The following is a 13,912-nucleotide window of genomic DNA, read 5'->3' on the forward strand; positions in this document are numbered from 1 at the left end:
CCCTTATTTAACCTGACGACTTAGGTTTCGCATGACAACTAATTATATTTTCGTCACCGGCGGTGTAGTATCTTCGCTGGGCAAAGGTATTGCTGCAGCTTCACTGGCGGCAATTCTCGAAGCACGTGGCTTACAGGTCACAATCCTCAAACTTGATCCGTACATCAATGTGGATCCGGGCACAATGAGCCCGATTCAGCATGGTGAAGTTTTTGTCACCGAAGATGGTGCGGAAACCGATCTCGACTTAGGCCATTACGAGCGCTTTATCCGCACCCGTATGACCAAGAAGAACAACTTTACTGCCGGCCGTGTATACGAAGATATTATTCGTCGCGAACGTCGTGGTGAGTTTCTGGGTGCCACCATTCAGGTGATTCCACACATTACCAATGAAATTAAGCGCCGTATTGTTGAAGGTGGTAAGGGTTACGATATTGCCATCATTGAGATCGGCGGTACCGTGGGCGACATCGAGTCGCAACCTTTTCTTGAAGCGATCCGCCAGCTCGGCACTGAAGTCACGCGCGATCACACTTTGTTTATGCACTTAACGCTGGTGCCGTTTCTTGGCGCGGCGGGCGAAGTTAAAACCAAGCCGACGCAGCACTCAGTGAAAGAGTTACGCTCTATCGGCATTCAACCGGACATTCTTGTCTGTCGTTCAGACCGTGCCTTACCGGCCAACGAACGCGCCAAGATTGCGCTGTTTACTAACGTTGAAGAGCGTGCAGTCATTGGCTTAAAGGATGTCGACAGCATCTATAAAATCCCCGCTATTCTGAAATCGCAGGGACTTGACGAACTTGTGGTCAATCGTTTCCGACTCGATCGTCCGGAAGCAGACTTGGCCGAGTGGGAGCAAGTACTGTATCAGGAGTCTAATCCAAGCGGTGAAGTAACCGTAGGCTTTGTCGGTAAGTACATTGAACTGCCTGATGCCTATAAATCAGTTAACGAGGCTTTGGCCCATGCGGGGTTAAAAAATCGCTTAACGGTTAATATTCGCTATATCGATGCTCAGGATGTTGAGACCAAAGGTGTTGCAAAACTTGCCGATGTTGATGCCATCATCGTTCCGGGTGGCTTCGGTGAGCGCGGTATCCGCGGTAAAATCATGGCCGCGCAATATGCCCGTGAGCATAAAATCCCCTACCTTGGTATCTGTCTGGGCATGCAAATCGCGCTGATTGAATACGCTCGTAATGTGGCCGGTTTAACGGCAGCGAACAGTACCGAATTTGATGACAAAACAGAACATCCCGTGGTCGGACTGATCACCGAGTGGATGGATGCAAAAGGTCAGAAAGAATTGCGTGACCAACATTCAGATCTCGGCGGTACGATGCGCCTGGGCGCGCAGCCGTGCAATCTGGTTGCGGGTAGTCGTGCGCGCGATCTTTACGGTGAAGATGTCATTCGTGAACGTCACCGTCATCGTTACGAAGTGAACGAACATTACGTTGAGCGTCTGGAAGCTGCCGGCCTGAAGATTTCCGGCTGGTCTCACGACAATCGCCTGGTCGAAATTGTCGAGATACCTGAGCATCCCTGGTTCGTCGCTGCGCAATTTCATCCGGAATTTACCTCGACGCCTCGTGATGGGCATCCTTTGTTCCGCGGCTTTATTGAAGCTGCAGGTAAGTATCAGAAGCAGCAACGCGGTTAACTAACGTTGCAAAGAGGAAGAGACTATTAGCATGGCAACAATTCAATCTATTGTGGCTCGCGAGATCATGGATTCCCGCGGCAACCCCACCATCGAAGTCGATGTCCATCTTGACGATGGCCACTGGGGCCGCGCAGCAGCGCCTAGCGGAGCCTCGACTGGCTCGCGCGAAGCACTGGAACTGCGTGATGGTGATAAAGCGCGCTATCTTGGCAAGGGGGTATTAACTGCCGTTGCCAATGTGAATGACAGTATTGCAGCTGAGCTGAAGGGCCTTGATGCTGCTGACCAGCAGCAATTGGATCAGCGTATGCTGGACCTTGATGGTACGGAAAATAAAGAAAAGCTTGGCGCGAATGCGATTCTGGCGGTCTCTCTTGCGGCTGCAAAAGCTGCGGCAGCCAGTGCAGGTATTCCGTTATACGCACATATCGCGAATTTAAATGGCACCAGCGGTCATTACAGCATGCCGCTGCCGATGATGAATATCCTCAACGGTGGTGAGCATGCCGACAATAACGTCGACATTCAGGAATTCATGATTCAACCCGTGGGTGCAGCGAACTTCCGTGAAGGGCTGCGCATGGGCGCTGAAGTTTTTCATGCTCTGAAGAAAGTCCTGCAAGAGCGCGGCTTAAGTACTGCGGTAGGTGACGAGGGTGGTTTTGCCCCCAACCTGAGCTCTAACGAAGAGGCATTGACGGTTATCGTTGAAGCGGTCGAAAAAGCCGGTTATCGCATGGGCGATGACATTACTCTGGCGCTGGACTGTGCCGCGTCTGAATTTTACCGTGATGGCAAGTATCAGTTGAGCGGTGAAGGTAAATCTTTTACTGCTGCGGAATTTGCCGAATATCTGGCGGGCCTTTGTGAGCGCTATCCGATTATCTCTATTGAAGATGGTTTGGACGAGAGCGACTGGGACGGCTGGAAAGTGCTGACTGAGCGTCTGGGTGACACAGTGCAGCTGGTCGGTGACGACCTGTTTGTGACGAATACCAAGATCCTCAAGCGCGGCATTGACGAAGCTATCGGTAACTCGATTCTTATCAAGTTCAATCAGATCGGTAGTTTAAGTGAGACTCTGGCCGCTATTCGTATGGCCAATGAAGCGGGCTTTACCGCCGTGATTTCACACCGTTCTGGTGAAACCGAAGATGCCACCATCGCTGATCTGGCGGTGGGTACTGCAGCTGGCCAAATAAAAACTGGCTCGCTGTGTCGCTCTGATCGGGTTGCTAAATACAACCAGCTGTTACGGATTGAGCAAGAGCTCAATGGTAACGCACCGTATCGGGGCCGCGGTGAAGTTCGCGCAGCGAACTGAGCCCAAGTGAGGTTTAGGTGAGCGAACAACGCGATATCTTCGAAGTTGTTGAGCGGCAGCCGGGCTATGACCCGGCTGCTTTTCCTGAACTTTGCACTGCACTTTACGAACGCGAACTTATATTTCTTGCAGGGCTGCAGGTACAATCAGCAAGAGGCTTACAGCGTCGTCTTAAGAGTCTCAGCTACTACATCCAGAATGCCGCACGGGCCATGTTGAGCAGTCAATGTCCCTGTGAACTGGACGTGCAAAATGCCAGTTGGCAAACGCCACAGAAACGCCAATTAAAGGCGACCGCAAATCGTTCCGCGAAGTTAGAAAAATGGCTCACGACCGGCAAGGTACAGCTTGGTACTACAGTCCCTGTTCTGAATCTTGATCCACGTCTGCAGCAAGTCCGGCTTGACTCAATTGATCGTATCGATCGCGACACGGGCCGAGTGCACTGTAATGAATTTGGCTGGTTTTTGTTTACTGGCGAAAGCACGGCAGCAGATGGCGACCATTTGTTCCTGGCAAAACCGGAAAAAAACCTGCTTAAAGCGGCAGTAAGCGGCCATCAGTGGTCCCATAAGGGCCGTACAGATCCACGCACCTTATCCTTACGTGAGCTGCTGCTGGCGACGGCCATCGACTGGTCTTAAATGCCCCGCTAGCTAGTCAGAAGCACCATCACACCTGCCCCAATGACAACCCCCAGCGTAAGCTTGCGAAACAGCTGCTCAGGTAACAAATGACTGACGCGGTGACCAAGATAGGCTCCGCTGATGGCTCCAAATACGAGGGCGAATACTGGCGCTGTACCGGTCACCGTGTAGCGCCCCTGCAGGGTGAACGAGATCACATTGGTCAGGCCCAGTACCAGAAAAAAGAGGGCTAAGGTTGCACGGAACTGGCTGCGATTCAGCCGCGTAGCAGTTAAAAACAGGACCACGGGTGGGCCGCCCAAGGTCAGCGCTCCATTGGCAAAGCCAGCGAGCAACCCGGTGTAACTTTGTTGCAACGCGGTCGCCCGGGCCTGGAACTGCACTCCAAACCAGAACAGCAAACCGGCGGCGATGACAAAAATAGCCATACCCTGTTGCAAGATAGTGACCGGCAGATACGCCAGTGCAGCATTACCGACTAAGGTACCGCCAACACCTGCGAGCAGCAGCCAACGCCAGCGCTTGAGGCTGAAGTAATGCCGTAAAAGCCAGCATAAATAGAGCGCCATCAAGACATTGATAATGGACAGTAAAGGGGTAAGTTGCGGTAAGGGAATAAGCAAGCTCAGCAGGGGAACAGCCACCAGACCTGAGCCAAATCCGGTAATTCCCTGTAAAGATGCCCCCGCAAACATGATCAATGCGATAAGGTAGTATTCCATGTTAGCCTTGAATTACTTGGTTCATAACAAAAGAAAGGTATACTTAGGACATCATACCATGCGAGTGAAACGATGCGCCTGCTAAAACTTTTCTTGTTCGTGCTACTGGTGGTGCTGCAATACCGACTCTGGTTCGGTAAAAACAGCCTGCCTGAGTATTGGCACCTGCAAGAAGACGTAGCACGACAAGAGCAAACCAATCAGAAGCTGCGGCAGCGTAATCAAGTGCTGATCGCGGACATTGAGGATTTGCGTGAAGGTGAGGTGGCGCTTGAAGAACGTGCGCGTAATGAACTTGGACTCATCAAACAAGATGAAACATTTTTCCGCTTAATTCCGGTGAAGCCAAAGACCTATGACGAAGAGTGAGCAGGTTGCTGCAGTGATCCCTGCAGCCGGTATCGGCCAGCGGATGCAATCTGAGCTGCCCAAGCAGTACTTAAAACTCGGTGGACGCAGCGTTCTCGAGTGGACGGTGCGGGCGATAAGCCAGGATCCACGGATCCGCGCTATCTACATCGCTATCAGTCCTGACGATCCTTATTTTCAGCAACAACACTTTGCTAGTGCATGCCCCATCGTAGCCGTTGAGGGTGGTGCGACTCGCGCTGCTTCCGTTGCCGCGGGAGTGGAAAGGGCGGTAGCGGACGGTTTTACCTGGGTCGCGGTGCATGACGCAGCACGACCCTGTCTGACTGCCGCTGAACTGGAGCAGGTGGTGACCACCGCTCTCGCCGATGAGGTGGGCGCGTTGCTGGCACTGCCGGTGGCCGATACCCTGAAGCGCAGTTCCAAGACTCGCCGCAGTGAAGGAAGCGTGGCTCGGGAACACTTGTGGCAGGCACAGACTCCACAAGTGTTTCGCGCCGCTGATCTCCAGCGCGGCTGGCAACAGCTGGGTACCGATCACCCGCAGCTGACGGACGAAGCTTCGGTTCTGGAAGCGTTAGGGCTGCAACCGCAACTGGTGCCTGGCCGACGCAGTAATATTAAAATCACGCAACCGGGCGATGACGCTATCGCGCGATTGCTGTTATTCGATGATTCGTAGTAAAAGGAGTAGTTATGCGGATTGGCCACGGCTATGACGTGCATAAATTTGGCAGTGACAAGCCCCTGATCCTGGGTGGCATTCACGTGCCTTACGAGCAAGGAGTACTGGCTCACTCAGACGGCGACGTGGTTTTGCACGCGGTAACGGATGCCGTACTTGGCGCCCTTGCGCTGGGTGATATCGGCCACCATTTTCCAGATACCGACGAAGCCTTTGCCGGTGCTGACAGTGCTGGATTGCTGAGCCAGGTGGTCGAAAAAGCGAACCTGATGGGCTACCGCCTCGGCAACCTGGATGTCACCGTTGTGGCCCAGGCTCCGCGGCTTGCTGAGCATATCCCGGCGATGCAAGAGCGCATTGCGAAGCTGTTCAGTGTGGCGCAGAACTGTATCAATGTGAAAGCGACAACCACGGAAAAGCTGGGGTTTGTCGGCCGCAAAGAGGGCATTGCCTGTCACGCCGTGGTACTGATGAAAGAGACAACTCATGACCAGTAATGCACTTACGGAGTTAGCTTACTGGCATGGCCAACCCCAGACGACCGGGAAGTACCGGCAATCCCATGAAGACTTTCAAGTGATCGAACAGTTGGAGGTCGGCGCCGATGAACCCGGCGAGCATCAGTGGCTCTGGGTCTACAAAAACGGTGCCAATACCAATTTTGTTGCGCGCCAGTTGGCGGATTTCGCCGGAGTTTCTGAGCGCCAGGTCAGTTATTCTGGACTCAAGGATCGCCATGCGGAAACCTGGCAGTGGTTTTCAGTGCAGTTGCCGGGGCAGGAGTTACTGGATTGGTCACAACTGGAGCATCCTGAGTTTCGTGTTGAACGTGCCGTGCGGCAAACGAAAAAGCTCAAACAAGGTTATCATTCGGGCAATACCTTTGTGTTGCGGGTCCGCGATGTCAGCGATATGGCGCAGCTGCGCGAACGTTGGCAGCAAGTGGTTGAGCTTGGCGTTCCCAATTACTTTGGCGAACAGCGCTTTGGTCATGACGGACAAAACCTCGCTAAAGCCCGTGCCTGGTTAACCGGTGAGCTCAGCCGTAAGCAAGTGCGCAAATGGAGCCGTCAACAACAGGGCATGCTGCTATCAACGGCACGCAGTTACCTGTTTAATAACATCGTTAGTGCGCGCATTGCGGCGGACCGAATGACACCGGAGCAGGGCGACTTCATGATACTGAGTGGCAGTCGTTCGTTCTTCCAGATTGACGCTTTGGACGAGGAATTGCTGACGCGCTGGCGCACAGGAGATATTCTCCTCTCCGCTCCGTTGGCGGGAAGCTGGCCCGAGCCACGCAGCTCATATTTAACAGATTTTGAGTTTGCGTTACTGCAGGAAGATGCTGAGTTAGTGGCTGGCCTCAAAGCACAACGCGTTGATCTGGCGCGCCGTGCTATTCTTCTCAAGCCTGCGGCGGCGAGCATGGAGGAGCTGGATGAGCGTAATGCCGAGCTGCGTTTTACCTTACCGACCGGCAGCTTTGCCACGAGTCTTTTGCGTGAGTTGCTGAACACTGACGCGACAACCTAAAACAAGAACGAAAAGGTTTACCATTATGATGAAGTTATTAGTGAGTAATGACGACGGCGTGCACGCACCGGGGATTGTGGCACTGCATAAAGCATTAAATGAGATTGCACAGGTACGTGTGATTGCTCCTGATCGCAATTGCAGTGGGGCAAGTAACTCACTGACGCTGCACAATCCACTGCGCGTGCAGCGTCTGAGTAACGGCTTTTACTCGCTCAACGGCACCCCCACAGACTGTGTTCACCTGGGCACTAACTCGCCGTTGGCGGATGATGTCGACTTAGTCGTGTCGGGCATTAATGATGGGCCTAATATGGGTGATGATGTGCTCTATTCAGGTACCGTTGCCGCGGCAATGGAAGGGCGTTACATGGGCTTCCCGGCGATTGCTGTTTCCATGGGCTCACGTAGTGAAGATTACTATGACGTCGCTGCACGGGTCGTCGCCGATGTGGTCAACAAAATGGCAGAAAATCCACTGCGCCTGGATACCATTTTGAACATTAACGTACCGGCAATGCCTTATGAAGACTTAAAAGGTATTAAAGTCACTCGCCTGGGGCGTCGCCATCGCGCTGATACCATGGTGGAATCGGCTGATCCCTTTGGTCGCAAAATCTACTGGTACGGTCCTATTGGCGGGCATCAGGACGATGCTGAGGACACGGATTTCTACGCAATTCGCGAGGGCTATGTGTCCATTACCCCGATTAGTCTGGATATGACCGCTCGCAGTCATCAGGATACGTTAGCAAGTTGGTTAAACGAAAAATAAGAACACTAAAGCCATGATTCAAAATTTTCAGGGAATGGCCAGGCGCCTGGTCGCTCAGCTTCGCAGTCAGGGTATTACCAATGAGCAGGTACTAGAGGTGATTGCCACCACGCCCAGACATCAGTTCATGCCGGAATCACTTGCCCATAAGGCGTATGAGAATACTGCCTTGCCGATCGGTAAAGGACAGACCATTTCGCAGCCGCTGATGGTGGCTTCGATGACCCAGTTGCTAATGCAGCATCACTGCCATTCAGTGCTCGAGATCGGTACCGGCAGTGGCTATCAAACAGCTATTCTGGCGCAACTGGTGGATCGTGTGTATTCCGTTGAGCGCATTGCTGAGTTGCAGTATCAGGCTAAGCGGCGGTTGAAAAAACTGGACCTGCACAATATCAGTATGCGTCATGGCGACGGTTGGCAGGGCTGGCAATCGAAGGCGCCGTTTGATGGCATTATCGTAACTGCCGCAGCCAGTGATATTCCTCATGCGCTGATGGAACAACTGGCCGACGGTGGCGTGATGATTATTCCGGTCGGCTCGGTTAAACAACGTCTGGTGGTGATTCGCCGCTTCGGTGACGATTACGAACACAAACAACTCGGTGACGTGAAATTTGTGCCTCTGGTTCCGGGGAGTCTGGCATGAAGTTATTCAGCAGCTTGTATGACCGCGTACTGCAATGGTCACAGCACCGTCGCGCGCCAGCGATTTTAGGCATTATCAGCTTCACTGAGTCGGTTATTTTCCCGATCCCGCCTGATGTGATGTTAGCCCCTATGGCAATGACCCAGCCTAAGCGTGCCTGGTGGTTTGCATTTATTACTACCATTGCTTCAGTACTTGGCGGTATCACGGGTTACTGGCTGGGTTATTTTGCCTTTGAACCCTTCGTATTACCGCTAATAGAATGGGCGGGGTATCAGGATAAATTAGCCACAGTGACGGGTTGGTTCCAGGACTATGGCTTCTGGATTATTTTTATTGCTGGGTTTTCGCCATTACCTTACAAATTATTTACCGTCACGGGCGGGATGCTGCAGGTCTTCTTTGTGCCTTTTGTGCTAGGGTCGTTAATCAGTCGCGGACTGCGTTTTTACTTGGTAGCATGGTTATTACGAACAGGCGGCCCGAAAATGGCCGTAAAACTTCGAACTTATGTCGACCGAATAGGGTGGACCTTGGTTATCCTTGCGGTAATTGCCTATGTATGGACACGTTTTTAGGACAACTTTACTCTGCTTGTTAGCGCTGGCGCTTACCGCCTGCGCTCAGCGGCAGGCACCTGCGCCCGTGACCCGTGTGTATCAGGGCCCCAGTATTCACGACTTTGAGGCTAATTCACTGGTTGGCGATGTGTACCACGTCGCCCCGGGGGATACCCTCTATTCCATAGCCTTTCGTGCCAATCTCGATGTGCGGACACTCGCCAGCTACAATAACCTTGATGAGCCCTATACAATCTTCCCGGGGCAGGAGTTACGACTGCGAACAAAGTCAGTGCAATCGGTATCTTCGGCAACCTCGCCAAAACCTAGACAAGATGTTGCTTCTGTTGAAAACAAAGAGTATGTTGAAAAGAAACGTAAACAAAAAGTTACCAGAGTGGAGCCTGAAGTTGCCGAGAAACCAGCGCCTGTAGTCCAACCACAAGTGCCGAAGCGTCCTGTTGAACGCTTCCCTGAAAGCAATGCGTTAGCGTGGCAATGGCCAACGACAAACCAGGTGATTCGTGACTTCTCGACCGCAGCAGCGGGCAACAAGGGCTTAGATTTTGGTGGCACCAAAGGAACACCGGTTTATGCCGCCGCCGCAGGAAAAGTTGTTTATTCTGGTAATGCGTTGAAAGGGTATGGTAATTTAATTATTCTGAAACATAACGATGATTATATAACTGCGTACGCCCATAACGATAGATTGCTCATCAAAGAGCAGCAGTGGGTCAGCGCAGGCGATAAGATTGCCGAAATGGGGAATACAGACGCGGATCGGGTGAAGTTACATTTTGAAATCCGATTCAGAGGTAAGTCTGTTAATCCACGGCACTATTTACCACGGGGGTCACAATGAGTCGACAAAACGACACGGATGACATTGATGAGCAAGACGTTGTGTCAGAAATGGAAAGTCCAGCTGATGCGGGTGCCAATAAAGATGATTCCGATTTTGACGAAATCATCGCTAACCGAGCGAAGTATCAGAAAAAGATGGATGCTACCCAGCTGTATCTTAGTGAGATAGGTTATTCGCCGTTACTCTCAGCGGAAGAAGAAGTCCATTTTTCAAGGCTTGCTCTTAAAGGTGACGAAGCCGCGCGGAGCCGGATGATTGAGAGCAATTTGCGCCTGGTCGTTAAAATCGCCCGGCGATACACGAATCGCGGTTTGCCATTACTTGACCTGGTCGAAGAGGGGAATTTAGGCCTTATTCGCGCCGTCGAAAAGTTTGATCCCGAACGCGGTTTCCGTTTCTCTACCTACGCAACCTGGTGGATTCGGCAAACCATCGAACGCGCGATCATGAATCAAACCCGCACCATTCGTCTGCCCATTCACGTGGTGAAAGAGCTCAACAGCTATCTGCGTGCCTCACGTGAGCTTGCCCACAAACTGGACCATGAGCCTACCGCAGAAGACATTTCCGAGCATTTGGATGTGTCGGTTGCCGACGTCAGTCGCATGTTACGTCTCAATGAACGGATCGCATCTGTCGATACGCCCTTAGGCGGTGACAATGACAAATCGCTGGTGGATTTGTTGACCGACGAAAACGATCACGGTCCTGAAGGTGTCATGCAGGACGATGACCTGAAAGAACACATTGTTGAATGGCTGGCCAGTTTAAACGTAAAGCAGCGCGAAGTGCTGGCGCGTCGCTTTGGTTTAATGGGTTATGAACCTGCCACATTGGAAGATGTTGGACGCGAGATCGGTTTAACGCGTGAACGGGTTCGTCAGATCCAGGTTGAAGCACTGCGGCGGTTACGCGATATGCTGCGCCAGCAAGGACTGAGTCTGGACTCATTATTTCAGGCTGACAGCTAATCCCTGCGTGGGATTAGTCGTCAGCTTTGACGCGTTGTTGCCATTGCGCAAGCCATTGTAGCGCTTGCAGTGGCGTCATAGCATTCAGATCCAGTGCTTGCAGCGCTTCGATAGCGTCTTGGCTTGCCTGCTCTAAGTTTGACGCTGGTGCGCTTGGCGGAGCAGCGTCAACTGATAGTGCCGCCCGTTGCGGCTGCTGCTCTAACTCCACCAGAACTTGTTTTGCCCGTTGCAAAACTGGCCGTGGCAAACCGGCTAGCTGGGCCACCTGAACCCCGAAGCTGCGATTGGCCGCACCGGCGCTCACCCGATGTTCAAACACGATACTGTCGTTGTGCTCACTCGCTTCAACGTGCACATTGACGCAACCCTCACGCTCACCAATACTCTCGGTAAGTTCAAAGTAGTGGGTGGCGAAGAGGGTCAGGGACTGGTTCTGTTCCAGCAAAGCTTCAGCACAGGCCCAGGCGAGTGCCAGACCATCGTAGGTTGAGGTGCCGCGGCCAATTTCATCCATTAACACTAAACTATGTGCCGTCGCATTGTGCAAAATGGTGGCAGCCTCGGTCATCTCCACCATAAAGGTTGAACGCCCGGAAGCCAGATCGTCGGATGCACCGATACGGGTAAAAATACGATCGATGGGGCCGAAGCGGGCGGCTTGCGCCGGAACAAAACTGCCGCAGTGCGCCATAATCACCAGTAGCGCGGCCTGTCGCATGTAGGTCGATTTACCGCCCATGTTCGGGCCGGTCACAAGTAACATCCGTTGTTGACTGTCCATGCTCAAATCATTAGCAATAAAGGGCTCGTCGAGTTGTTGCTCAATGACCGGGTGACGGGCGTTCTGCAGTTCAATGCCGCTGCTGTCCTGTAACTGAGGTCGACAGTAGTTCTGCGTCAGTGCTTGTGCGGCAAAGCTGCGCAATACATCAAGCTCCGCCAAAGCCTGAGCCGTCTGCTGCAGCGGCGTTAAGCTCTCGGCGACCTCGTGCAGAAGCGCTTCGTATAGCCATTTTTCGCGCACTAACGCGCGGGATTGCGCCTGTAGTACCTTGTCTTCGTAGGTTTTTAGTTCCGGGATAATATAACGCTCAGCATTTTTCAGGGTCTGGCGGCGTTGATACTCTGCTGGGATATGCGCCGAACTGGCGCGACTTGCTTCCAGGTAGTAACCATGAACTTTGTTGTAGCCAACTTTAAGGGTCGCAATTCCAGTGCGTTGGCGCTCACGCGTTTCGATCTGATGCAGGAAGTCGGTAGCGCCGGCCGCTAACTGGCGCTGTTCATCAAGTTCTTCATCAAAACCGTCGGCGATAACGCCGCCATCACGAATCAGCATGGGTGGCGCTTCCACTAAGGCCTGCTCGAGCATCTCGAGCAACTCGGGAAAGTCCTGCAGGTTCTGGCTCCACGGCTGCAGGGCTCGAGCATCCTGTAAATGGCGTCGAAGTTCCGGCAGACTTTGTAAGGCACTGCGTAATCGGGTTAAATCGCGCGGACGTGCACTGCGCAGACCGATGCGGGACAGGATCCGTTCCAGATCACCTATGCTTCTCAGGAGTTTACGCAGCTCATCGAGTTCGAGCGCTTGCAACTCAGCAACAGCATCGTAGCGCTGTTGCAACAGCTCATGGTCGCGTAACGGACGTTGCAGCCAACGCCTTAGCAGGCGGCCGCCCATGGCGGTAGCGGTGGTATTTAAAGTTGAAAAAAGTGAGGTGGCAGTGCCACTGAGGGAGCTTACCAGCTCCAGATTGCGTTGACTTGCAGCGTCCATCTGGATGGCATCATCACCTTGTTCTGCGCGAATACTCTGAATGTGGGGCAAGGCCGAGCGTTGCGTCAACTTAACGTAATTCAGAATAGCTCCAGCCGCGCCTACGGCCCTGGTGAGTTGCGCGATACCAAAACCATCGAGATGTTGCACCTGAAACTGCCGACACAGCAGTGCACTGCCACTGTCGCTGGCAAACTCCCAGTCAGGGCGTGGGCGGATCGAACCACGCTGGTACCATTTCCCTTGCCAGCTCATGGTATCAGGATGCAGTAATTCAGCAGGCTGCAGGCGTTGCAGCTCAGCTTGCAGCTGCGCTTCGTTGTCACATTCTAAAACGCTAAAACGACCGCTGGCTAAATCAAGACAGGCCACGCCAAAGGTTTTATCATAGGTCACCGCCACCAACAGATTCTCGGTGGCTTCGCTTAATAATGCTTCATCGGTGACTGTGCCCGGAGTTAGTACCCGGATAACCTTACGCTCAACCGGACCCTTACTGGTGGCTGGGTCGCCGACTTGTTCACAGATAGCCACTGATTCACCGAGCTGTAAGAGCCGGGCAAGATAATTTTCCGCGGCATGGTAAGGCACACCGGCCATAGGAATAGGTTTACCGTTACTGGCGCCACGTTGGGTAAGTGAAATGTCCAGTAATTCAGCAGCTTTACGCGCATCGTCAAAGAAGAGTTCGTAAAAGTCGCCCATACGATAGAATAAAAGGGTGTCTGCATGTTCCCCTTTGATGCGTAAGTATTGTTGCATCATGGGCGTATGAGCGGAAAAATCTGCGCTGGCGGTTGTCGCTTTCGGCATGCCTGTTATTATCCGTTTAGAGTAAGTTTTTATGGGAGCCTGGAAGCAAAATGGTAACACAATCTCATTATGATCTGGCACAAGAAATCGGTCGTTGGTTAACAACAAAAAACTGGCAAATCACCACCGCTGAATCCTGCACCGGCGGTGGAATCGGTTATGCTTTAACTTCAGTGCCAGGCAGCTCAGCCTGGTTCGAGGGCGGTTTTATCACTTACAGCAACCGGCTAAAGCAGGATTTGCTAGGCGTACCTGAGGCGACTTTGAACGAGTTTGGTGCAGTCTCGGCGGAAACGGCAGAAGCCATGGCGCAGGGAGCCCGGCAAGCCGCTGGGACTGAACTTGCCATTGCTGTCACCGGATTAGCCGGACCTGGTGGTGGCAGTGTTGCTAAGCCGGTGGGGCTGGTCTGGTTTGGTTTAGCCTGGCCAACGGGAACACGCAGTTGGGCGATAACCTTTGACGGTGACCGCGAGGCGGTCCGCAATGGCACTATTGCCGAGGCCTTAAGGTGTTTTGAAAAAATCTCTTGATACTGTATAAA

The 13,912-nt window shown here is 52.8% G+C and carries 15 protein-coding genes; 13 read left to right on the forward strand and 2 right to left on the reverse strand.

Going from position 1 to position 13,912, the window contains the following annotated elements:
• Positions 1-31: 31 nt before the first annotated feature.
• From J6J28_RS04865 to J6J28_RS04875, 3 genes are read left to right on the forward strand one after another with little or no spacing between them, the layout of a single operon-like run.
• The gene (locus J6J28_RS04865; RefSeq protein WP_301720192.1) at positions 32-1,669 is read left to right on the forward strand and encodes a CTP synthase; all 1,638 of its coding nucleotides are present in this window, start codon (positions 32-34) and stop codon (positions 1,667-1,669) included.
• A 31-nt stretch (positions 1,670-1,700) separates the two neighbouring features.
• Complete coding sequence (eno, locus tag J6J28_RS04870; protein WP_301720193.1) at positions 1,701-2,996, forward strand: phosphopyruvate hydratase; 1,296 nt, start codon at positions 1,701-1,703, stop codon at positions 2,994-2,996.
• 17 nt (positions 2,997-3,013) lie between these two features.
• Complete coding sequence (locus tag J6J28_RS04875) at positions 3,014-3,640, forward strand: hypothetical protein (protein WP_301720194.1); 627 nt, start codon at positions 3,014-3,016, stop codon at positions 3,638-3,640.
• Positions 3,641-3,648: 8 nt separating this feature from the next.
• Here the strand turns inward: J6J28_RS04875 and J6J28_RS04880 are convergent, their stop codons facing one another.
• Positions 3,649-4,365, reverse strand: a complete 717-nt coding sequence (locus J6J28_RS04880; RefSeq protein ID WP_301720195.1) for a sulfite exporter TauE/SafE family protein — start codon at positions 4,363-4,365, stop codon at positions 3,649-3,651.
• 72 nt (positions 4,366-4,437) lie between these two features.
• Here J6J28_RS04880 and ftsB point away from each other — a divergent pair, with 72 nt between their 5' ends.
• Genes ftsB through rpoS form a run of 9 tightly spaced genes read left to right on the forward strand, consistent with a single transcriptional unit; the run spans position 4,438 to position 10,775 of the window.
• On the forward strand, positions 4,438-4,734 hold the full coding sequence (ftsB, locus tag J6J28_RS04885) for a cell division protein FtsB (protein WP_301720196.1): 297 nt from the start codon (positions 4,438-4,440) through the stop codon (positions 4,732-4,734).
• Complete coding sequence (gene ispD / locus J6J28_RS04890) at positions 4,721-5,416, forward strand: 2-C-methyl-D-erythritol 4-phosphate cytidylyltransferase (RefSeq protein ID WP_301720197.1); 696 nt, start codon at positions 4,721-4,723, stop codon at positions 5,414-5,416. Before ftsB ends, ispD begins: the two co-directional genes overlap by 14 nt.
• Positions 5,417-5,430: 14 nt before the next feature.
• The gene (ispF, locus tag J6J28_RS04895) at positions 5,431-5,916 is read left to right on the forward strand and encodes a 2-C-methyl-D-erythritol 2,4-cyclodiphosphate synthase (protein WP_301720198.1); all 486 of its coding nucleotides are present in this window, start codon (positions 5,431-5,433) and stop codon (positions 5,914-5,916) included.
• Positions 5,906-6,955 (forward strand): tRNA pseudouridine(13) synthase TruD, encoded by a 1,050-nt coding sequence (truD, locus tag J6J28_RS04900; RefSeq protein WP_301720199.1) that lies wholly within the window; start codon positions 5,906-5,908, stop codon positions 6,953-6,955. The genes ispF and truD overlap by 11 nt, the downstream gene beginning before the upstream one ends.
• A 25-nt stretch (positions 6,956-6,980) precedes the next feature.
• The gene (gene surE / locus J6J28_RS04905) at positions 6,981-7,730 is read left to right on the forward strand and encodes a 5'/3'-nucleotidase SurE (RefSeq protein WP_301720200.1); all 750 of its coding nucleotides are present in this window, start codon (positions 6,981-6,983) and stop codon (positions 7,728-7,730) included.
• 13 nt (positions 7,731-7,743) lie between these two features.
• Entirely contained in the window at positions 7,744-8,379 is a 636-nt protein-coding gene (locus tag J6J28_RS04910; RefSeq protein WP_301720201.1) for a protein-L-isoaspartate(D-aspartate) O-methyltransferase, read from the forward strand.
• The gene (locus tag J6J28_RS04915) at positions 8,376-8,957 is read left to right on the forward strand and encodes a YqaA family protein (protein WP_301720202.1); all 582 of its coding nucleotides are present in this window, start codon (positions 8,376-8,378) and stop codon (positions 8,955-8,957) included. Before J6J28_RS04910 ends, J6J28_RS04915 begins: the two co-directional genes overlap by 4 nt.
• On the forward strand, positions 8,938-9,801 hold the full coding sequence (locus J6J28_RS04920; RefSeq protein WP_301720203.1) for a peptidoglycan DD-metalloendopeptidase family protein: 864 nt from the start codon (positions 8,938-8,940) through the stop codon (positions 9,799-9,801). The genes J6J28_RS04915 and J6J28_RS04920 overlap by 20 nt, the downstream gene beginning before the upstream one ends.
• Positions 9,798-10,775, forward strand: a complete 978-nt coding sequence (gene rpoS, locus J6J28_RS04925) for an RNA polymerase sigma factor RpoS (protein WP_301720204.1) — start codon at positions 9,798-9,800, stop codon at positions 10,773-10,775. The genes J6J28_RS04920 and rpoS overlap by 4 nt, the downstream gene beginning before the upstream one ends.
• A gap of 13 nt (positions 10,776-10,788) precedes the next feature.
• On the opposite strand, the gene mutS is transcribed toward rpoS, so the two are convergent.
• On the reverse strand, positions 10,789-13,368 hold the full coding sequence (gene mutS / locus J6J28_RS04930; protein WP_301720206.1) for a DNA mismatch repair protein MutS: 2,580 nt from the start codon (positions 13,366-13,368) through the stop codon (positions 10,789-10,791).
• Between the two features lie 50 nt (positions 13,369-13,418).
• Between mutS and J6J28_RS04935 the strand changes: the two genes are divergently transcribed.
• Complete coding sequence (locus J6J28_RS04935) at positions 13,419-13,901, forward strand: CinA family protein (protein WP_301720207.1); 483 nt, start codon at positions 13,419-13,421, stop codon at positions 13,899-13,901.
• The last annotated feature ends 11 nt before the right edge of the window (positions 13,902-13,912 follow it).

The organism is Pseudidiomarina terrestris, from assembly GCF_030466375.1.
In the GTDB taxonomy this organism is placed as follows: domain Bacteria; phylum Pseudomonadota; class Gammaproteobacteria; order Enterobacterales; family Alteromonadaceae; genus Pseudidiomarina; species Pseudidiomarina terrestris.